The 20,281-nt window shown below is 41.3% G+C and carries 16 protein-coding genes and 12 tRNA genes; 6 read left to right on the forward strand and 22 right to left on the reverse strand.

Going from position 1 to position 20,281, the window contains the following annotated elements:
• Nucleotides 1-31: 31 nt before the first annotated feature.
• From IEZ33_RS09725 to IEZ33_RS09810, 18 genes are all read right to left on the reverse strand, one after another.
• Complete coding sequence (locus IEZ33_RS09725; protein WP_191603449.1) at nt 32-2,473, reverse strand: Lon protease family protein; 2,442 nt, start codon at nt 2,471-2,473, stop codon at nt 32-34.
• Nucleotides 2,474-2,633: 160 nt separating this feature from the next.
• The gene (locus IEZ33_RS09730; protein ID WP_191603450.1) at nt 2,634-3,440 is read right to left on the reverse strand and encodes a TatD family hydrolase; all 807 of its coding nucleotides are present in this window, start codon (nt 3,438-3,440) and stop codon (nt 2,634-2,636) included.
• A 3-nt stretch (nt 3,441-3,443) separates the two neighbouring features.
• Nucleotides 3,444-4,382 (reverse strand): DNA polymerase III subunit, encoded by a 939-nt coding sequence (locus IEZ33_RS09735; protein WP_191603451.1) that lies wholly within the window; start codon nt 4,380-4,382, stop codon nt 3,444-3,446.
• Nucleotides 4,382-5,017: a dTMP kinase gene (tmk, locus tag IEZ33_RS09740; protein WP_191603452.1), complete on the reverse strand. Its 636-nt coding sequence runs from the start codon at nt 5,015-5,017 to the stop codon at nt 4,382-4,384. Before tmk ends, IEZ33_RS09735 begins: the two co-directional genes overlap by 1 nt.
• A 22-nt stretch (nt 5,018-5,039) precedes the next feature.
• On the reverse strand, nt 5,040-6,065 hold the full coding sequence (gene mltG / locus IEZ33_RS09745) for an endolytic transglycosylase MltG (RefSeq protein WP_191603453.1): 1,026 nt from the start codon (nt 6,063-6,065) through the stop codon (nt 5,040-5,042).
• 12 nt (nt 6,066-6,077) lie between these two features.
• Nucleotides 6,078-6,881, reverse strand: coding sequence for an aminodeoxychorismate lyase (gene pabC, locus IEZ33_RS09750; RefSeq protein ID WP_191603454.1), 804 nt, complete (start codon nt 6,879-6,881; stop codon nt 6,078-6,080).
• A gap of 49 nt (nt 6,882-6,930) precedes the next feature.
• Nucleotides 6,931-7,006 (reverse strand) — tRNA-Glu (locus IEZ33_RS09755).
• Nucleotides 7,007-7,046: 40 nt separating this feature from the next.
• Nucleotides 7,047-7,122 (reverse strand) — tRNA-Glu (locus tag IEZ33_RS09760).
• Between the two features lie 63 nt (nt 7,123-7,185).
• Nucleotides 7,186-7,260, reverse strand: a tRNA-Gly gene (locus IEZ33_RS09765).
• Between the two features lie 37 nt (nt 7,261-7,297).
• Nucleotides 7,298-7,373: transfer RNA gene (locus IEZ33_RS09770), tRNA-Glu, on the reverse strand.
• A 63-nt stretch (nt 7,374-7,436) separates the two neighbouring features.
• Nucleotides 7,437-7,511: transfer RNA gene (locus IEZ33_RS09775), tRNA-Gly, on the reverse strand.
• 37 nt (nt 7,512-7,548) lie between these two features.
• A tRNA-Glu gene (locus IEZ33_RS09780) sits at nt 7,549-7,624 on the reverse strand.
• A 63-nt stretch (nt 7,625-7,687) separates the two neighbouring features.
• Nucleotides 7,688-7,762: transfer RNA gene (locus IEZ33_RS09785), tRNA-Gly, on the reverse strand.
• Between the two features lie 37 nt (nt 7,763-7,799).
• Nucleotides 7,800-7,875: transfer RNA gene (locus IEZ33_RS09790), tRNA-Glu, on the reverse strand.
• Nucleotides 7,876-7,938: 63 nt separating this feature from the next.
• Nucleotides 7,939-8,013 (reverse strand) — tRNA-Gly (locus IEZ33_RS09795).
• 37 nt (nt 8,014-8,050) lie between these two features.
• A tRNA-Glu gene (locus IEZ33_RS09800) sits at nt 8,051-8,126 on the reverse strand.
• Nucleotides 8,127-8,189: 63 nt separating this feature from the next.
• Nucleotides 8,190-8,264 (reverse strand) — tRNA-Gly (locus IEZ33_RS09805).
• Between the two features lie 51 nt (nt 8,265-8,315).
• Nucleotides 8,316-8,391: transfer RNA gene (locus tag IEZ33_RS09810), tRNA-Glu, on the reverse strand.
• 139 nt (nt 8,392-8,530) lie between these two features.
• On the opposite strand from IEZ33_RS09810, the gene IEZ33_RS09815 reads away from it, so the two are divergent.
• Together IEZ33_RS09815 and htpX are read left to right on the forward strand one after the other, a co-directional pair.
• Complete coding sequence (locus tag IEZ33_RS09815; protein WP_191603455.1) at nt 8,531-9,106, forward strand: YajG family lipoprotein; 576 nt, start codon at nt 8,531-8,533, stop codon at nt 9,104-9,106.
• A 196-nt stretch (nt 9,107-9,302) separates the two neighbouring features.
• On the forward strand, nt 9,303-10,184 hold the full coding sequence (gene htpX, locus IEZ33_RS09820; RefSeq protein ID WP_191603456.1) for a protease HtpX: 882 nt from the start codon (nt 9,303-9,305) through the stop codon (nt 10,182-10,184).
• 75 nt (nt 10,185-10,259) lie between these two features.
• On the opposite strand, the gene IEZ33_RS09825 is transcribed toward htpX, so the two are convergent.
• The 4 genes from IEZ33_RS09825 to gcvT form a co-directional block, all read right to left on the reverse strand.
• Entirely contained in the window at nt 10,260-10,982 is a 723-nt protein-coding gene (locus IEZ33_RS09825; RefSeq protein ID WP_191603457.1) for a flagellar brake protein, read from the reverse strand.
• 10 nt (nt 10,983-10,992) lie between these two features.
• Nucleotides 10,993-12,138: a 4-phosphoerythronate dehydrogenase gene (locus IEZ33_RS09830; protein ID WP_191603458.1), complete on the reverse strand. Its 1,146-nt coding sequence runs from the start codon at nt 12,136-12,138 to the stop codon at nt 10,993-10,995.
• Nucleotides 12,122-12,640: an elongation factor P hydroxylase gene (locus tag IEZ33_RS09835; protein ID WP_191603459.1), complete on the reverse strand. Its 519-nt coding sequence runs from the start codon at nt 12,638-12,640 to the stop codon at nt 12,122-12,124. The genes IEZ33_RS09830 and IEZ33_RS09835 overlap by 17 nt, the downstream gene beginning before the upstream one ends.
• A 130-nt stretch (nt 12,641-12,770) precedes the next feature.
• Nucleotides 12,771-13,865, reverse strand: coding sequence for a glycine cleavage system aminomethyltransferase GcvT (gene gcvT, locus IEZ33_RS09840; protein WP_191603460.1), 1,095 nt, complete (start codon nt 13,863-13,865; stop codon nt 12,771-12,773).
• Nucleotides 13,866-14,261: 396 nt separating this feature from the next.
• Here gcvT and glyA point away from each other — a divergent pair, with 396 nt between their 5' ends.
• From glyA to IEZ33_RS09860, 4 genes are all read left to right on the forward strand, one after another.
• The gene (gene glyA, locus IEZ33_RS09845) at nt 14,262-15,539 is read left to right on the forward strand and encodes a serine hydroxymethyltransferase (RefSeq protein WP_191603461.1); all 1,278 of its coding nucleotides are present in this window, start codon (nt 14,262-14,264) and stop codon (nt 15,537-15,539) included.
• Nucleotides 15,540-15,603: 64 nt separating this feature from the next.
• Nucleotides 15,604-15,987, forward strand: coding sequence for a glycine cleavage system protein GcvH (gene gcvH / locus IEZ33_RS09850; RefSeq protein WP_191603462.1), 384 nt, complete (start codon nt 15,604-15,606; stop codon nt 15,985-15,987).
• Nucleotides 15,988-16,105: 118 nt separating this feature from the next.
• A complete protein-coding gene (gene gcvP / locus IEZ33_RS09855; protein ID WP_191603463.1) occupies nt 16,106-18,982 on the forward strand; it encodes an aminomethyl-transferring glycine dehydrogenase in 2,877 nt (958 codons plus the stop codon).
• 240 nt (nt 18,983-19,222) lie between these two features.
• Complete coding sequence (locus IEZ33_RS09860) at nt 19,223-20,275, forward strand: ABC transporter substrate-binding protein (protein WP_191603464.1); 1,053 nt, start codon at nt 19,223-19,225, stop codon at nt 20,273-20,275.
• Nucleotides 20,276-20,281: the final 6 nt, after the last annotated feature.

Below are 20,281 nucleotides of genomic sequence, written 5' to 3' on the forward strand. Positions count from 1 at the left end.
CCCTAAGCAAAAAATAACTCATTCGCTTTTATTAACGAGCGGATTTACCATCTTTTGTGTCTGGTTTTTCTTCCTCCTCGCCCTCTTCACTCTCTTCTTCTTCACCAAGCTTAGATATTTCTTCTAGTTTTTGTATCACACGAGCATTAATACTTCCATCTGGGTAGTCCCCTTCAGCATTAACCACACCTGCTTCAATACCTGTCAGTAATGCAAGCGCTTCATCGGCGGTGGCTATTAAATAAATTGAAAACTTGCCTGCCGATACGGCGTCTAATATTTCATCTGATAACATCAAATTATTGGCATTAGACTTAGGGATAATGACCCCTTGAGTCCCTGTCAGTCCTCTGGCATTACAAACGTTGAAGAAGCCTTCGATTTTTTCATTTACGCCACCGATAGCCTGCACTTCACCGTATTGATTCAATGATCCAGTGATCGCCAAATCTTGTCGTAATGGGACTTGAACTAGAGCGGATAACAAACAACACAATTCGGCCGTTGACGCACTGTCGCCGTCGACATAGCCATAACTCTGCTCCATTGCGATAGACGCCGATATATCTAAAGGAAATTTTTGAGCGTATTTGTTACCTAAGTAACCTGACAGAATTAACACGCCTTTTGAGTGAATATTCTGCCCAAGATTGGACTCTCTCTCGATATCAATGATTCCTTTTCCACCAGGATAGACCGTTGTCGAAATCCTCGCCGGTGCGCCAAAGCTACTGTCTCCAATTTGCATCACAGTCAACCCGTTTATTTTACCGACCGCAATACCATCGCTTTCAAGTAAAACCGTGCCATCGACAATTTCTTCAATAATTTTTTCACTCACACGACCCGTGCGGTGTTTTTTCGCCTTTAATGCGCGTTTGATATGGATATCAGTAGTGAGGTCGTCTTTAGCAAGTTGACGAATAAAATCCGCCTCACCTAATAACTCAAACACATCGCCAATACGCGCCGACATCTCTTTTTGATGCTCTGCCAAACGACTGCTGTACTCGATTAATGTTGCCACACCGGCCTGAGTAACGTCGGCGTAGTTTTCCTTTAAAACACGATCATTTAACAAGCGTGAAAAGGCCATTTCTGACTCTTTATTACGTTTTAAGGTATCGTCAAAATCAACCAACACACGAAACATATCTTGAAAATCTGGATCCGCATCCTGCAACAGATAATAGATTTCACGCGAACCAATAAGCACTACTTTTACTTTTAAAGGAATGTCTTCTGGTGCTAAGGTGGTTGTATTCGTTAGCCCTAAATCAGAATAAGGGTGCTCGATTTTTAAGGTCTTACTTTTTAAAGCACGCTTTAGTGCTTCCCACAAATAATGATCCGTTAGCAGCTTTTCGGCATCCAGAATAAGATAACCGCCATTAGCGGCATGCAGACTACCAGATCGAATTAAACGATGATTGGTAATTAGCATCCCTTGATCACTGCTGTACTCAACTTGACCAAAGAGGTTTCTATAGGTGGGATGTGCCTCATAGACAACCGGCATCCCACCATCCACTTGATGTGTCACCGCCACATTGGGCAAATAAAGTTCTTCATAAGCCTGACGCCTTCCAGCATCATCCCGACTGTCTGTTACTTTATCGTCAACCATTTGATCAATAATGTTTTTATCTAAATCTTCGCGCATTGAATTTAGATACGCTAAGACAGCAGGATTTTCACTATAATGGTCAAACAATGGCTGCATAAAAGGATCAAGGGCTTCTTTTACTGTTTCTAGATTCAGTAGTTTATGTTTTTCGTAGGTGGTACGCTTCCATTGAGGCAAAATCAGCAACTCATTATTTAACCTCTGCTCTAGCTGAGAAACCCCCTCTTGAAAGTAGTCACGCTCATCATCGGATAAGGCCGCAAACTCATGATCCTCTAGCGCCTTACCTTCTCTCATGGGAGCAAAACTGACAGAAGAGGCGTCGCGATACATCGCCACGCCAATTTTTACCGATTCTTTTTCAACTTTATTAATCGCTGATTCATAGAGCTCATTAAACTCACGATCTATCGCGCTTTTTTGCTGCTGATAAGTAGGGTTTTCAAAAGCCGCCGGAAAACTGACCATTAACCCGTCGATGACCTCTTTTAAATGGTCTTCAAACACTTTTGCCTGCCCCGGCGCAAATTCAATGGCTTTTGGTGAGCGACTGTCATCAAAATTATGAACGTAAGTCCACTCTTGGGGTGACCCTTGACGTTTTGCTTCTCCTTTCAAATAGCTCATCACATAAGATGATCGTCCTGTTCCAGAGTCACCCATCGCGTAGATATTGTATCCAGGCCTTTGCATGGCGACACCGAATTGAATGGCTTCAACGGCACGCTCTTGGCCTAGAATACCGTTTAACGGATCAAGCTCAGAAAGCGTTGAAAATTCAAGGTGGGACATGGGAACTTTTGCACATAATTTGTCAACTGAAAGAGGGCTTACCGTAAATGTCATTCATTATCTTCCTAAGTCATTACGAACAATTACTCAAAAGAAAAGTAACTGTCTCGAATAAATATCAATCTTGTATTTGATCCAATATAACTGACTGGCCACTATATAGCACTGAAGCCTGTTTTATATTACATCATTCTCTGGTGCCACTAGGCTGTATTTAACCTATTGACTTAAGGGTATTAACAGCCGAGGCACGCTTAAAGTGCCCATAGAAGTTAGCCGCCGTAATCTCTAATAACTCGTCGTAACGCACGCCTTTGATATCCGCAATAAATTGCGCGACATCCACCACATACTTAGGCTCGTTTTTCTTTCCTCTATGAGGAATTGGCGCTAAATAAGGAGAGTCCGTTTCGATTAACAAACGATTTAGCGGTAATTTTTTCACCACCTCTCTTAGCGCTTCGGCATTTCTAAACGTCACAATACCTGAAATGGAAATAAGATAATTTTCATCTAAGGCTTGTTTCGCCATTTCATAGGATTCAGTAAAACAATGAAGCACACCACCGGATTCAAGGTTTCCGTATTCTTTAATAAGATTAATAGTATCCGATCTGGCTTCTCTCGTATGAACAATCACAGGCAAATCAAGTTTGCCAGCCGCGGATAAATGCAACGCAAAACTATCTTGTTGAGATTTATGAATCCGTTTGTCCGTTTCGTAATGATAATCCAACCCCGTTTCACCAATGGCGATCACTTTATCAAACTGCGCAAACTCAATTAAGGACTTGTCGTCTACCAATAAACCTTCAGTATGCAGAGGATGCACCCCCGCAGACGCGTAAACACCCTCTCTTTTTGTGTATTCCAATAGGCTCGGCAAGCCTTCTAAATCAACAGAAATACTCACTAACTGCTTTACGCCAGCACAAGCGGCCGCATTAAGTGCAAGGTTTAAATTTCCGTCATAAGGAGTCAAGTCCAACTTGTCTAGGTGACAATGAGTATCGATTAACATAAATTAGCTAAACCATTTGTTTATTTGATGTTTAAATTGCATTGGTGCATTTAAATTTGTGCGCCCTAAGCTGTCTTTTAATAATTGTAATGATTCATAAGTAGACAGCAGCTTATGAACGCCAAATCGTGTAATCATCTTCTCATACAGCGCTGCATGCTCCTCACGGCGATCGCATGAAACAGAAAAGAGCACACTTTGATGGCATAATGCCTGCGTTGCTTTTATGTAACTCAGTACATTTTTAGTATCTACTCCCTTCAATAAGCTCACTAATGCTGACGGAGAGTCTATGCAAGCTTGCAGCGAAGCCGGAAAATCAAAATAAAACGCATCTTTACCTGAATCAGTTAGTTCAGCAAGCTCATAAGCCTGCTGGGATAACCAAAAAAGCGAGGTAAGGTTTTTATCCGGATAACGTTCAGCAAGCCATTGACTCACTTCTTGTAAAGTTGGGGTTGGCAAATTTACCAAAAGGCAACGACTTCGAATCGTTGGCAGTAAACTGGCGGCTTGGAATGCGGTGAGTAAGAAAAAAGTGCCAGAAGGTGGCTCTTCCAATATTTTAAGCAAGGCATTTGAAGCATTTACATTCATATTTTGTACATGCATCATATGCAATACTTTTGTACTGCCTACTTGGGATTTTTGTGAGACCTGCTTGCTCAATGTGCGGATTTGGTCCACTTTAATACTGTCATTACGGCCATCTACGCAATAAAAATCAGGGTGCGTATTGGCTTTCATAAGCTCACAAGAATGGCACACACCGCATGCACTTGATGAGCGTTCACACATTAAATCAATTGATAATTGTTCGGAGAGTTTTTCTTGACCCGCACCCTGAGGGCCAATAATCAGTATGGCATGAGATAAGGCTTGCGCTTGCTTTAAGGCAACAAGTTGATGATATTCTTTTTGCAACCATGACGGTAATAACATCAACGTTTACCAAAATTAAATGTATTGGCGAGCACCCCATCAATATGTTCCAGAACCAAATCAAGTGATTGGCTCGCGTCAATTACAGCAAAACGGTCTTTATCCGCTTTCGCTCTTGCCATAAACCCTGATCGAACCCGTTCGTGGAACAATATTGACTCTTTGTCTAGCCGATTAGCATGCTCCTCTCTTAATTGAACCCTAGATAAACCAATTGTAACGGGCACATCCAATAAAATTGTCTTATCCGGAAGGCAGTCACTGACCACCCACTCCGCTAAAGCTGAGATTTTTTTTAAATCTCCTTGCCTTGCCACGCCTTGATAAACAAAAGAAGAGTCAACAAAACGATCAGAGACAACACAGACACCGGACTCAATAGCAGGCTTAATCTTTTCATTAATATGCTGAGCTCTAGCCGCAAAAACCAACAATAACTCAGTTAAATCGTGAACCTTCTCGGCTCTTTCGCTGAGAACCAAAGAACGAATTTCTTCGGCCAGAGGTGTTCCTCCAGGTTCCCGAGTGGTGATAAATGGAATGCTTTTCTCTTCAAGCCATGACAATATGTAAGAAAGACTGGTCGACTTACCACTTCCTTCACCGCCTTCCAAAGAAATAAATTTACCTTTCATATAGTTAGTAATCCAATCATTCTTATTGAGGTGAAGAGGTATAGTCTGCCCGACGCTGATAGCGTTGATACTTAGCAACGGCGTTATTATGCTCTCTTAATGTTCGAGAAAAAACATGGGTGCCATCACCCTTAGCAACAAAATACAATGCGTCCGTCTCGCCAGGCTTAGCTGCGGCCTCAATGGACTCTTTGCCCACATTCGCAATAGGTGTAGGTGGCAAACCAAATATTGTATAGGTGTTATAAGGTGTTTTCTTTCTTAAATGAGCCCGAGTTAGGTTGCCATCAAAGTCACTTCCTAAACCATAAATTACCGTTGGATCCGTTTGTAGCCTAATATTACGCTTTAAACGATTCACAAATACCTTAGAAATAATGGGTCTTTCTGACGCATCTCCGGTTTCTTTCTCAATAATAGACGCTAATATAAGTGCTTCATACGCACTTGCTAAAGGAGTGAATTTATCTTTGCTTGCCCATAAACGCTCAAGCTCCGCCATGAGTTTTCGATGTGCTCTACGTAAAATAGCCTCGTCTGTATCGCCTTTATAGTACTGATAGGTATCAGCAAAAAAGAGACCTTCAGCATTCGGATACGGCAAATTTAACTTTCTAGATAGTTCAATATTAGACAAACCACTCAACGTCATGTCCACATTGCCTTTTTGAGCTAAAGTATCAAGAAACTCCTGCGTTGTATTACCTTCAAGCAACGTTACTTTGTAATGAATAGCATCGCCAGAATCAAGCTTAGCCAACAGATCTAAAATATTCATTTGAGGCGTTATTTCGTACTCACCTACTTTAGAAACCCAGTGAGGGTTTAATCGAGCGGCTACTCTCATTAACAGAGCGTTATATATCCACCCTCTCGCTTCCATCTGAGAACCTATCCTAGTAGCGGTGTATCCTGGCTTTACTTCATAAATAATGGGTTCATCAATCATGAGAGGCTGAGTAATTCCATAATACAAACCTCCAGCCAATAAACCCATCAAAGTAATTGCCATTAATAACAAACGCCACAACCATTTTATTACAGACATGTACAACCTAACTCAATAATTCAATAGGGCTTTGATTTTACGGGTATTCATACCGATTGGAAACGATTGTCCAATAAAATTCGTAACCGGGACAACCCCCATTAAGCTATTTGTAATAAAAATCTCTTCCGCACTCTCTAATTCTTTTACTCTATATCGACCCACTTCAACTGGATGCATCATTTGTCGGCTTATTACTTGACTTCGCATGGTTCCTTGGACACCTCCTTTATCCAATATTGGCGTTTTTAAGACCCCATCTTTAAACCAAAAAACATTACTTTGAATACACTCTACCAAATAGTTATTATCATCCAACATAACATCTTCAAAACAACATTCGCTAAGAGCGTTTTTTGCCATCACATTTTCTAACCTATTGAGATGCTTCATGCCTGCGAGGTAGCGATTCATTGTTGAAGGCACCGACGACACACCAAGAGACACGCCTTTCGATCGGATTTTTGAGAAATCAGGCGCGGTTGAGGTGGAGACTATGACATTAGGGAGAATATCGTGATTAGGCAAATACCCTCTCCCACCCTCTCCTCGAGTAACAATTACTTTAAATACGTGTGGCGTATCATAAGTAAGCGCCAGAGCATTAAGAAACGTAACAAGCTTTTGCTGATCTTCATAATTAAATTGCAACGACAGTTTAAAACAGCCACGCATTAATCTATTTAGGTGGTCATCTATATTGTGCAGACGTTTGCTTGAGACAAGGATAGTTTCAAATAGACCATCACCGTAAGCGATACTTCTATCCGACAAAGAAATGGATTGACTAGGTGAGTAATTAAGAAATGTAGCCATTAACACGATGCTTTATTTAGTTGCGACAGCTTAGTGTAACGCAAATAAATGGCGTCCCATAGGGGGTTCGAACCCCTGTTACCGCCGTGAAAGGGCGGTGTCCTAGACCTCTAGACGAATGGGACGTACGATGCATTTCACAAATTGAAATGACTTCTATATAAATGGCGTCCCATAGGGGGTTCGAACCCCTGTTACCGCCGTGAAAGGGCGGTGTCCTAGGCCTCTAGACGAATGGGACACAACAACCTATTGCTAGGTTTCGATAGCACTAAGCCAATGCTCAACGTTATCAGTAACAAATTGGAGCGGGAAACGAGGCTCGAACTCGCGACCCCAACCTTGGCAAGGTTGTGCTCTACCACTGAGCTATTCCCGCATTCACCTTTACCGCCGTAGCCGTAAATCAGTAATAATGGCGTCCCATAGGGGGTTCGAACCCCTGTTACCGCCGTGAAAGGGCGGTGTCCTAGACCTCTAGACGAATGGGACGCAACAACCTATTTCTAGGTTTCGATAACACTAAGCCAATGCTTAACGATATCAGTAACAAATTGGAGCGGGAAACGAGGCTCGAACTCGCGACCCCAACCTTGGCAAGGTTGTGCTCTACCACTGAGCTATTCCCGCATTCACTTTTACCGCCGTAGCCGTAAATCAGTAATAATGGCGTCCCATAGGGGGTTCGAACCCCTGTTACCGCCGTGAAAGGGCGGTGTCCTAGACCTCTAGACGAATGGGACGCAACAACCTATTTCTAGGTTTCGATAACACTAAGCCAATACTTAACGATATCAGTAACAAATTGGAGCGGGAAACGAGGCTCGAACTCGCGACCCCAACCTTGGCAAGGTTGTGCTCTACCACTGAGCTATTCCCGCATTCACCTTTACCGCCGTAGCTGTAAATGAGTATTAATGGCGTCCCATAGGGGGTTCGAACCCCTGTTACCGCCGTGAAAGGGCGGTGTCCTAGACCTCTAGACGAATGGGACGCAACAACCTATTTCTAGGCTTCAACAACATTAAACCAACGTTCAATATTATCAGTAACAAACTGGAGCGGGAAACGAGGCTCGAACTCGCGACCCCAACCTTGGCAAGGTTGTGCTCTACCACTGAGCTATTCCCGCATTCATATTTACCGCCGCAGCCGTAAATCAGTAATAATGGCGTCCCATAGGGGGTTCGAACCCCTGTTACCGCCGTGAAAGGGCGGTGTCCTAGACCTCTAGACGAATGGGACGCAACAACCTATTTCTAGGTTTCGACAACATCAAACCAACGTTCAATATTATCAGTAACAAACTGGAGCGGGAAACGAGGCTCGAACTCGCGACCCCAACCTTGGCAAGGTTGTGCTCTACCACTGAGCTATTCCCGCATTTCATTCACACACTTTACATCGTATTATATAGCCAATGCCGTATAATAATGGCGTCCCATAGGGGGTTCGAACCCCTGTTACCGCCGTGAAAGGGCGGTGTCCTAGACCTCTAGACGAATGGGACAACAAATAAATATTGCTGTGTGAGCGGGTGCGTATATTACTGTTACTAGCCTGAAAATCAACAGTTTTTTTAATTTTCTGCTAAAGTAATTGGGTTTTTTATCAATTCTCTCATTGAAGAGGCTTCCTGGAGTCATAATATGCTTAAAAAGATCATTTATAGTACAGCTCTGTCTGTTGCGCTATTTACAACTATTGGCTGTGCTAACACCACACATTACATAAATTTAGATCCTTCTATTGAACTAAAGTCCGCGCAACTTTCAAATAGTCACCCAATAAAAATCAAAGTAACCAATTACCTAGACAATAAAATTGGCTCCATTGATACCGCTATTAATGAACATGCTGATGTCTTTATTAGTAACGAAGTTGCAGAAAGCATTAAATTGAAAATTGCACAGGGGCTGACAGAACTAGGTTATGACTTGGAGAAAGGAGAGCCACCAGCGAACGTCCTCACCGTTAATGTAACTCAACTAAGCTATACAACAACTACGCAGGCATTAAAAACCATCGCTAAGATTAAATTCAATTTAAAAGCCACGTTAAAAAGTAGCAACCAAACTTATTCCGCCAACTACGGCTCAGAAGTAACAGATGAGTATGGTTCCCTACCGGACCAAAAAGACGTAGAAAAAACGCTAAATAAATTAGCCGGTCAAACCGTTAATCGCCTACTAAATGACTCAAACATTCGTGCTTTATTAAAATAAGCCAAACTAACTAGAACAACTCAATGCTATTGGCACTACCGATTAAGTAAGTAGTGCCATTATCTATCTACGTTGCCACAGCCACCCTCCTCATATATACCGCCCCCTTTGTAAGGTTTTTTTACATATCTCTTACTTGAATCCCCCTAGATAAACACTATGATGCAACTAACTTGTCAAACTTTGGAGTGTTAAAATGCGCATACTACTGTTCTTAGCAACAAATATGGCCGTTATTATTGTAGCCAGTATTGTTTTAAGTGTATTAGGTGTTGAGAGATATATTTCCAGCACTGGATTAAACCTCACTTCTTTACTGGTTTTTTGTGCCGTATTCGGCTTTGTCGGCAGCTTCATCTCCCTATTCCTATCAAAAATGATGGCGAAAATGGGCTCCAGAGCCGTGGTCATAAAAGAGCCTAGTAATCACAAAGAAGCTTGGCTGTTAACAACAGTGGAAAAGCTTTCTAAGAAAGCGGGTATATCCATGCCTGACGTGGCTGTATTCCCAAGTCATGACGCCAATGCCTTTGCCACAGGCTGGAACAAAAATGCCGCCTTAGTCGCTGTCTCTAGCGGAATGTTAGATCGTTTTTCTCCAGATGAAATAGAGGCGGTTTTAGGTCATGAGATTGGCCATGTAGCTAACGGCGACATGGTCACTCTAACCTTGATTCAGGGTGTTGTTAATACCTTTGTCATGTTCTTCGCTCGTATCGCAGGGTATGCTGTTGATCAATTCCTAAGACGCAACGACAACGAAGAAAGCTCACCTGGCTGGGGATACTATATAGCCACCTTTATTTTTGAGATTCTATTTGGAATTTTAGCCTCGATGATCGTTATGTGGTTCTCTCGCTATCGCGAGTTCAAGGCCGACAAGGCTGGTGCTGAGCTTGTCAGTAAGAGTGCTATGATTGCCGCATTAGTTCGCTTAAAGCAAGAGCATGAAGCGTCCCATATGCCTGAATCAATGTTGGCATTTGGCATACGACAAGGAAAAAAACCGACATTAGGGCATCTATTATCAAGCCACCCAGCGCTAGATGATCGCATTCAAGCACTGAAATCCTTATAGTCACTTGGTACATTACGCACTAAAAAGCAGTCTTTTTGAAACAAGAGAGACTGCTTTAATTTTAAATAAGAATAATTATAAATTGTATTTCTGCTTTTCCAGAATAAACGCCGTTAAAATAATAGCCGCTTCTTTTGTCATATTAATAAACCTTACGCCGTAAACAAAAAAATACTCAGCCCCCATCCTCCCTAGAAAATCATTGTCAACTATACTGGCCTGAACTTGATCAAGCATTTGTATTTCCTGAGCTCGTATTTCACAATCAAGCTTTAGTAGCTGCGGGTAACCTGCAACCTTAATATTGACGGCCATTTTCATCACTGAATTGACCGAGCCTATATCCTCCTTTGAAATCAGTTTTATCCCCCCAACACTCAAATCAATCACAATACCGTTTGAAGGTGTTGTAATACTATTAGCATCATCCGGTAAAACGTCTAAGGTGCATATTAACTTTGTTTCTATTCTCATTGCTTGACGTACTACAGACGTTTCAACTTGCCTAGGATAGGCGATATGTAAATGAGGCGCAGGCTCTAAATAACTTTTGGCAATTTTGCTTGAAAAGGCTGAAACAGAAGTATTTAACATGAGTCGCACATTAACCACTTGACTGTCACGAACAATAATATTTTTACCATTTACTTTTGGACAAGAAACGATGAGAGAGCGGCTAGGAATAAACCCAATTATCTTTACCATATGCCTTGATGGGGGAGAGATAAACTCTATCTGGGCTTTTTCCCCAAGGTTTATACTCAGATCGTTTAATTGAGATTCAATTAGCTCAGCCATGACACCTTCTTTATTCAGTACGACTAGAAAAACCTAGTGCCGTAAAAATGTTATTGTTACCAACGTGACATGTATTTAGTTCATCACGCTCAATATAGTTTTTCCGCAAATTATCAAATGGCACTTTCTTTTGAGCGGGGCGTTTATAAGCTGACCTCATATAGCTGTCGTCCCTCATCACATCATATATCGAGTGTACAACTTTAGAGATAACATCTAAATCCCAGTCATCACGACTGGTTACTATAGATGAAATATACCCTTTTGAAATAGATTCTTCATCGTTATTTGATGTATCGATATTAAAGTGATCTAAAAACGCTTTAAATATCATTAACGTACCCATTTCTCTACCCTGCTTGCTGTAACCTGCAATATGCGGAGTCGCTATATCTACTAGGGATAAGGTTTCAGATGAAATAGCTGGCTCGTTTTCCCAAACATCAAAGACCAAACTAAGCCTAGAATCCAATTCAACATGTCGAGATAACAACGCCACCTCATCAACAACACCACCTCGTCCTGCAGAAATAATGCACGCATTGGCTGATAAGTAGGCCAACGTATCTCGGTTTAGCATATGATAAGTTGGGTTAGTTCCATCTCGTGTGAGAGGCGCATGCAAACAAATAATATCGCATTGCATTACGCGTTTCAGACTCGTGAAATTCACACCCTCAATATTTGCTTTAAATGGATCATACGCGACAAGATCACAACCAGCCATATCTAATCTGTTATAAACGGTTGACCCAACATTACCAAATCCAATTACACCAATTTTTTTGTTTAGCCAGTCGATACCTTTATTTGAATGTAAATAACACAAAGAGCTAACAACATAATCAGCCACTGCATTTGCATTACAACCAGGAGCGCTAGCAAAACCGATGCCATTTGACTGCAAGTAAGACTTATCAACATGATCAACGCCAATGGTTGCGGTTCCAACGAATTTTACCGAGGAACCTTTTAATAGAGATTCATTTACTTTAGTTACTGATCGCACCAACAATACGTCAGCATCAATGACCTGTTGATTTGTTAACTTTCTTCCATCAACAAGAGTGACTTCACCAAAATCTGCAAACAATTCTCTTACTTTTGGCATATTCTCATCAGCAACAATGCGTAAATTTTTATTTAAGATACTCATATAACGATTTATTAATCTCTTGATATTTCAGTAAATATTCACAAAAGGCTTGAGCCCTTACTGGAAAGCCTATCTCTAAATACTGATAGAATTGCTGCTGTACAGCTTCTTCAAAATGTGACGTATCGTAGTCAATCAGGCTCATATTATCCGCACTGACCCTAAAAGGCAGACCCAGTACTTTATGAAAAGCCATTTCAACGGCCTGAGGTTTGACCTCGACTGACTCAAATTTTTTCTGCATCTCAAGCGTTCGACTATCGGTTTCATACCAATACCCATAATCTTCCATCTTTAACCGATCATGACCAGCAATACACCAATGACTAATTTCATGCAATGCACTTGAAACATAATCTAATCGAAAATAAATTTTCGCTGGCACATCATTATTTTCAATAGGCGTGTAAAGAGGTTCTTCAGCCCCTCCAACCAAAATCACATTGAACTCATTTTTAAAACAGTCATTAAAACAGTCTATTAACTTGTTAATGGCAAGCACTCTTTCCCACGCTTAAAAGCAGCAATTATTCCATAGTTAATAGAATTTACCTATAAAAAAACCTTAAGTGATTCCACTTAAGGTCTTATTAAATTTAGTATTATACCAACTGAAACCTGTGCAACTAGGCTTAGCCTCTATAATAACGGCTTGGCACGAAAGGCATGACTGTTTTTTTCAGTGGGATATTTTTTCCTCTAACAACCGCATATAAATCGGCTTCCAACAATTCAGACTTAACATAGGCCATTACTATAGGCACAGATAAAGAAGGTGAAAAACCGCCACTGGTCACGTTACCAACAACAGCACCGTCCGAATTGACAATTTCAACACCCTCTCTAACAGGCGCTTTACCATCAACAATAAAACCAACGCGCTTTAAAGCTGGCTTTTGATCGAATTCAGGTAAAATCTTATCATCACCCAAGAAACCACCTGCACGATCACCACCGGTACGGCGAACTTTTTGTATCGCCCAATTCAAGGAAGCACTTACAGGGGTCGTTGACTCAGTAATATCATGACCGTAAAGACACAAACCCGCTTCTAAACGAAGTGAATCTCGTGCTCCTAAGCCAATCCATTCAACTTCTGACGACTCAAGTAAGGTGTTTGAAAATGCAACGGCATGGTCAGAAGGTACCGATATTTCATACCCATCTTCTCCAGTGTAACCAGAGCAACTCACCCAAATTTCAACCCCTTCCCAGTTGAACTTTTTGCTCTGCATAAACACCATATCAACCACTTCTGGCACCAAATTCGACATAACAGACCTAGCTGATGGTCCTTGTAATGCTAATAACGCTCTGTCTTCTATTGGTTCAACTACGCAGTCAACCAAAGAGGCCTTCATATGTTCAATGTCTTGCTCTTTACAGGACGCGTTAACCACAACAAAAACGTGCTCTCCCCAATTCGCAAACATTAAATCATCAGAAATTCCACCATCAACAGTGGTAAAAAGCCCATATCTCTGTGTGCCTTCCGCCAAACCGAGGACATCTACAGGTAAAATCCCTTCTAATTTTTGCTTAACACTGTCACCAGACAGCATTACCTGCCCCATATGCGACACATCAAACAACCCTGCGTGTTCACGTACCCACAAATGTTCTTTTTTAACACCCAATGGATATTGAACCGGCATTTCATACCCCGCAAACTCAACCATTCTAGCGCCAGCTTCTAGATGTAAATCAAATAACGGTGTTTTTTTCATGATATCGCCCCATAAACTTTAGTTTTGTTTCCAATCGGAAACAGAGTAACTATTTTCACCACTAAATTACAAGAAAAAAATAGTTGGAATACATCAAAGTACCCATTCTGAAGCAGGCGAGAAAGCACTAAATAATCCTTAACAGACAAATAAACACAGGCTATATCTGCAAATTAACAAGCAAAAATCATTAAAAATAAAAATATTTAAAAAAAAGCTTGTTTCCAATCGGAAACTTTTGTTTTACTATTTGAATATTGCAGCACAGTTTAATAATGACTATAGCTCAAGAAAAACTGATCTTTTTTCATTATTTAAAGCAAAGCAAGTGATATTATATGCAGGTCCACTTTGCACACTTGTGCGTACTTGAATAAATAGAGAGGAAATTTACGAATGTCTAATACTGATATATTTTTCAGCCAAGACTTATCCCAAAGTGATGCTGAACTGTTCTCGACTCTTGTTAAAGAAAACGAGCGTCAAGAGACGGGTATTGAATTGATTGCGTCTGAAAACATTGTGTCTAAAGCCGTGCTTCAGGCTCAAGGATCGGTTCTAACAAACAAGTACGCTGAAGGTTACCCTGAAAAGCGTTACTATGGCGGTTGTGAAGAAGTAGACGTTACTGAAAAACTTGCTATTGATAGAGCTAAGAAGCTTTTCAACTGTGAATTTGTAAACGTTCAACCACATTCAGGGGCTCAAGCAAACGGCGCCGTATTTTTAGCTCTTTTGCAACCAGGCGATACCATTTTAGGCATGTCTCTCTCTGCTGGTGGTCATTTAACTCACGGAGCGCCACCTGCTCAATCTGGCAAATGGTTTAATGCCGTTCAGTACGGTGTTTCAAAAGAAACATTAAATATTGATTACGATGCTGTAGAAGCACAAGCAATCGAATGCAAACCAAAGCTAATCATTGCTGGTGGTTCAGCAATACCTCGCACAATTGACTTTAAGCGTTTCAGAGAGATTGCGGATAAAGTTGGTGCTTACCTAATGGTTGATATGGCACACATTGCGGGACTTGTTGCGACCGGTGTTCATCCATCACCACTTGAGCACGCTCATATTGTAACAACAACTACTCATAAAACATTACGCGGCCCTCGAGGCGGCATGATTCTTTCAAATGATTTAGACATTGGTAAGAAAATCAATTCTGCTGTTTTCCCCGGCTATCAAGGTGGTCCTCTTATGCATGTTATCGCGGGTAAAGCGGTTGCATTCGGAGAAGCGCTTCGCCCAGAGTTTACTGATTACATTAAACAAGTCGTTAAAAACGCACAAACACTTGCGGCTGTTATGATTGAACGCGGGTGCGATGTGGTCACTGGCGGTACGGATACTCACTTAATGCTTGTTGACCTTCGTCCTAAAGGACTAAAAGGCAACGTTGTTGACCAAGCATTAGAACGTGCAGGCATTACTTGTAACAAAAATGGCATCCCTTTCGACACAGAAAAACCAATGGTTACTTCTGGTATTCGTTTAGGTACACCTGCTGCAACAACCCGCGGTTTTGGTGAAGCAGAGTTTCGTCAAGTTGGTCACCTAATCAGCGATGTACTCGATGGCTTGATTGAGAAACCTGAAGGCAATGCGGAAGTTGAAGCTCGAGTTCGCAGTGAAGTAATGGATTTATGTAAGCGTTTCCCACTTTATCGTTAAATAAATGCGCCGTCAGGAACACGATTTTAAAAAAGTGCTCCTGACGACTGAATGAGGCTAAATTATGAGCAATATCCCAGCAAATTTAAAATACGCAGAATCACATGAATGGGTTCTTGATAATGGCGATGGCACTGTCACTGTAGGCATTACAGATCACGCACAGGAATTATTAGGTGACGTTGTTTACGTTGAACTTCCTGATGTCGGTACAGAGGTAAATGCAGCAGAACAATTTTCCTTGGTTGAATCTGTTAAGGCGGCTTCTGATATTTATGCGCCAGTTTCGGGTGAGATCATTGAAGTTAATGAAGCGCTTTCTGACGAACCAGAGATGATAAACGATGCGCCTTTCGAAGGTGCATGGATTGCCAAAATTAAAATGAGTGAAGCATCTGAATTAGACGCGCTATTAGATGCCACTGGATATGAAGCGATCATTGAATAAAGGTTAGTTGAAGGTTTCCTCATATAGAAGCCGCTCAACGACTTAAGTCAAAAGCCTTACTTAATCTTTTCTTTTAAGTAAGGCCTCCCCCAAATTTAAAAAAAGGTGTTTAACTACCATGACTTCGTGCATTCGTGATTTACTTGGAAACGATGAATTTATTGCTCGCCACATTGGCCCTGATGAGGCCGAAAAGCAATCTATGTTAAATGCTCTAGGCATCGACAGCTTGGATGCATTAATTGAGAAGACAATTCCTCAAGCAATTCGCCAAAACACTTTAGATATGAGCCAGCAACCAGTCACAGAAATTGAAGCGCTGACTCAACTAAAAGCAATCGCTTCCAAGAATAAAATCGCGAAGTCATTTATCGGCCTTGGCTACCATGACACCTTAGTGCCCTCTCCTATATTACGTAATTTATTAGAAAACCCAGGTTGGTATACTTCATATACCCCTTATCAACCTGAAATTTCTCAAGGGCGCTTAGAAGCGTTATTAAACTTCCAACAGGTTGTCATTGACTTAACTGGAATGGAAATTTCAAACGCCTCTTTGCTCGATGAAGCAACGGCGGCAGCGGAAGCTATGACTCTCATGGCTCGCTCAAATAAAAAGAAATCAAACCTGTTATTTATTGCTGATAACTGCTTACCTCAAACAATAGACGTTGTAAAAACACGAGCGGATATGCTTGAAATTGAGTATGTCATCGATAATGTTGCAAATATATCAACTCACGATATTTTTGGCGCCATTGTTCAATACCCAGGAACTGACGGTGTTGTTGAAGATTTAACGCCCATTATCACAAAGTGCCATGAACAGAAAGCGCTAGTAAGCGTTGCAGTTGACCTGCTTTCACTTGTGCTATTGAAATCACCTGGTGAAATGGGGGCGGATATTGTATTTGGCTCGAGTCAACGCTTTGGTGTTCCGATGGGGTTCGGTGGCCCTCATGCTGCTTTCTTAGCAACTAAAGATGCATACAAGCGTTCTATGCCTGGTCGTATTATTGGTGTATCCATTGATAGACACGGCAATAAAGCCTTGCGTATGGCAATGCAAACACGTGAACAACACATTCGTCGTGAAAAAGCGACATCCAACATATGTACAGCTCAAGCGTTACTGGCCATGATGGCGGGCTTCTATGCCGTTTATCACGGACCAAAAGGTCTAAAGCGCATTGCGAATCGGGTAGCAAGCTTAACTCACTGCTTTGCTGAAGCCGCTAAGAAAAGTGGATTTAGCTTAAATAGCTCATACTTTGATACATTGGTTATTGAGACGGGTGATAATACCGATCAGATAATGCAAGCTGGCGCTGATAAACTGATGAATTTTTATCGTTTATCAGATTCTCAGATATCGATTTCTTTTAGTGAAACAACTGAAACAAAAGACATGGTTGAGCTAGCTCGATGTTTTGGGTTCACAATGACATTGGAAGAAGTTGAAAGCTTTACTGGCTGTGTCGGTTTTAACGATAATCTTCTTCGACAAGATGATATTTTGACTCATCCTGTGTTCAATACTCATCACAGTGAAACCGAATTAATGCGCTACATGCATCAACTCGAAGTAAAAGACATCGCGCTTAACCAAAGTATGATTGCACTTGGCTCTTGTACCATGAAGCTAAATGCGGCGTCAGAAATGCTTCCTGTAACATGGGCTGAATTTGGTCGAATCCATCCATTCGCCCCAGAAAATCAAGTAACTGGATATCAAACCCTGCTTGATGAACTTGTTGAAATGTTATCCAAATCAACTGGTTATGACACTATGTCATTACAACCAAACTCAGGTGCTCAAGGTGAGTATGCTGGATTGATTGCAATCGACCGCTACCACAAATCCCGGGGTGACCATAACCGTAACATTTGCTTAATCCCAAGTTCTGCACACGGCACTAACCCAGCATCCGCTGCTCTCGCGGGTATGAAGGTAGTGATTGTTAAGTGTGATAATGAAGGCAATATAGATGTTGAGGATTTGGCCGCTAAAGCAGAAAAACACGCGGATCAACTGAGTTGTATAATGGCCACCTACCCTTCAACACACGGTGTTTTCGAAGAAGCCATTCGTGAAGTATGTGATATTGTTCATAAGTTTGGTGGCCAAGTTTATATCGATGGAGCAAACTTAAATGCTGTTGTCGGTATTGCGCCTCCAGGCTTGTTTGGTGGTGATGTATCTCACCTTAACTTACATAAAACATTCTGCATTCCTCACGGTGGCGGCGGTCCAGGTATGGGTCCAATCGGTGTGAAATCTCATTTAGCGCCCTTTTTACCAGGACATTCTGTAAAGCCTGTTACAGCGCTTGACTTAGTCAGCGATGTTCAAAATGGTGCCGTCTCAGCCGCACCTTACGGCAGTGCGAGCATTCTAGTGATCACTTGGATGTATATGAAAATGATGGGGGATGAAGGCCTAAGATCGGCGACTTTCCATGCTATCTTAAATGCCAACTATGTCGCTAAGCGATTAGAAGCGCATTATCCAATCCTATTTACTGGCACAAACGGTACCGTTGCTCATGAGTGCATTATTGATATTCGCCCTCTTAAAGAAAAATCTGGTATTTCTGAAGAAGACATTGCCAAGAGATTAATTGACTTTGGCTTCCACTCACCAACGATGTCATTCCCAGTCGCTGGAACACTGATGATAGAGCCTACCGAGTCTGAGAACCAAGAGGAAATTGATCGCTTCTGTGATGCTATGATTCAGATTCGTAAAGAAATCAGCAAAGTGCAAAACGGTGAATGGACATTAGAAGACAACCCTATCGTTCATGCCCCACATACTGCCGACAGTCTGCTCGCTAGCGAATGGCCTCATAGCTATACACGCAAAGAAGCGGCTTACCCTCTTAGTTGGATTACTGAACGCAAATACTGGCCACCTGTTGCTCGCGTCGACAATGTGTTCGGAGACCGCAATTTAATTTGTTCATGCCCTCCTATTGAAAGTTATGAAGATTAATTGTAGGAAGTTAGTGTAATTATCAAGGGCCAGATTTCTGGCCCTTTTTTATACACTTAAGCATAATAATATTAGACTCGCTTTATTCATTCTTTTTCAAATAGTCAGTGATTGTCTCCACACTTCAAAGCGATTCCATACCGTCTTCACCAATAGTCCTAGTAAAAACGAAAAAGTTTGTTACACTTTTTAATATGACTATTATTTTATGATGAGTACTAACATGTAATGGAATCGACCATGTTGCCATATTTTAAACTCAGCACTTTCTTTGCTCCTGCGGTATATATCGGTATATCAGGAAACCTTTTTGCGGCTAATGTCAGTATTTACAACTGGGAAGCTTATCTATCCCCAAAAATAATTCAGTTGTTTGAGGAAAAAACAGGACATACAGTCACCCAAACTTATTTTGATAACGATCACAATATTGGCACCTTATTCTACAGTGGAAAATCCAATTTTTTTGATTTGATAATGGTTCAAAGTTCACGAGCAACTCTTTTTGGTGAAGGCGGTTATTTAAAGCCAGTCGCCTCTCTTAATTTAAAAAATCTATCACAGTTAAATTCAAGGTGGCGCAATAGCTGTGGTGATTACAGTATTCCTTACAGCTGGGGGACCACTGGATTAGCCTATAGAACAAGTGTTGCAAAAACAGACATTACTTCATGGGAAGCTTTTTTTTATCCAAGTGACGAGTTTAAGGAAAAAATTGTTGCACAAACAGATACAACAACATTAACTGAAACCGCTTTACTCTATCTTGGCAAAAATCCAAATACAGATAATCTAGATGACCTCAAACAAGCCTATACTATCCTAGTAAACCAGAAGCCTGATATTTTAGAGTATAAATATGGCATTACTTATGTCTCTGAATTTAAAAATAAGAGTAAAATGGCCATGACATTGGCATTTTCAGGTGATGTTGAAGAAATAATAACGCAAACAGGGCAAGATGACTGGGTATACACCATTCCAAAAGAAGGCTCCATGCTGTGGGTCGACTGTCTAAGCTTTCCCGCAAAAAAAATGACTACTGCGGCAACCATTGAATTTGTTAATTTTCTAAACACCCCGAAAATAGCCGCTTTAAATTCAGTGGATGTCTACATAACAACACCAAATGATGCCGCAATGGCTCTACTTCCTAAAGCGTTGCTAGAAGATGAGGAGCTTTACCCAGAGAGCAATTTAATAGAAAAATTAAGTTACCCATACAAAACACTGTCAGATGAAAGTTACAAAATCAGACAAAAAATGATGAATTCATTAACACTAGATAAATAGAAAAGG

Source organism: Marinomonas algicola, from assembly GCF_014805825.1.
Classification (GTDB): domain Bacteria; phylum Pseudomonadota; class Gammaproteobacteria; order Pseudomonadales; family Marinomonadaceae; genus Marinomonas; species Marinomonas algicola.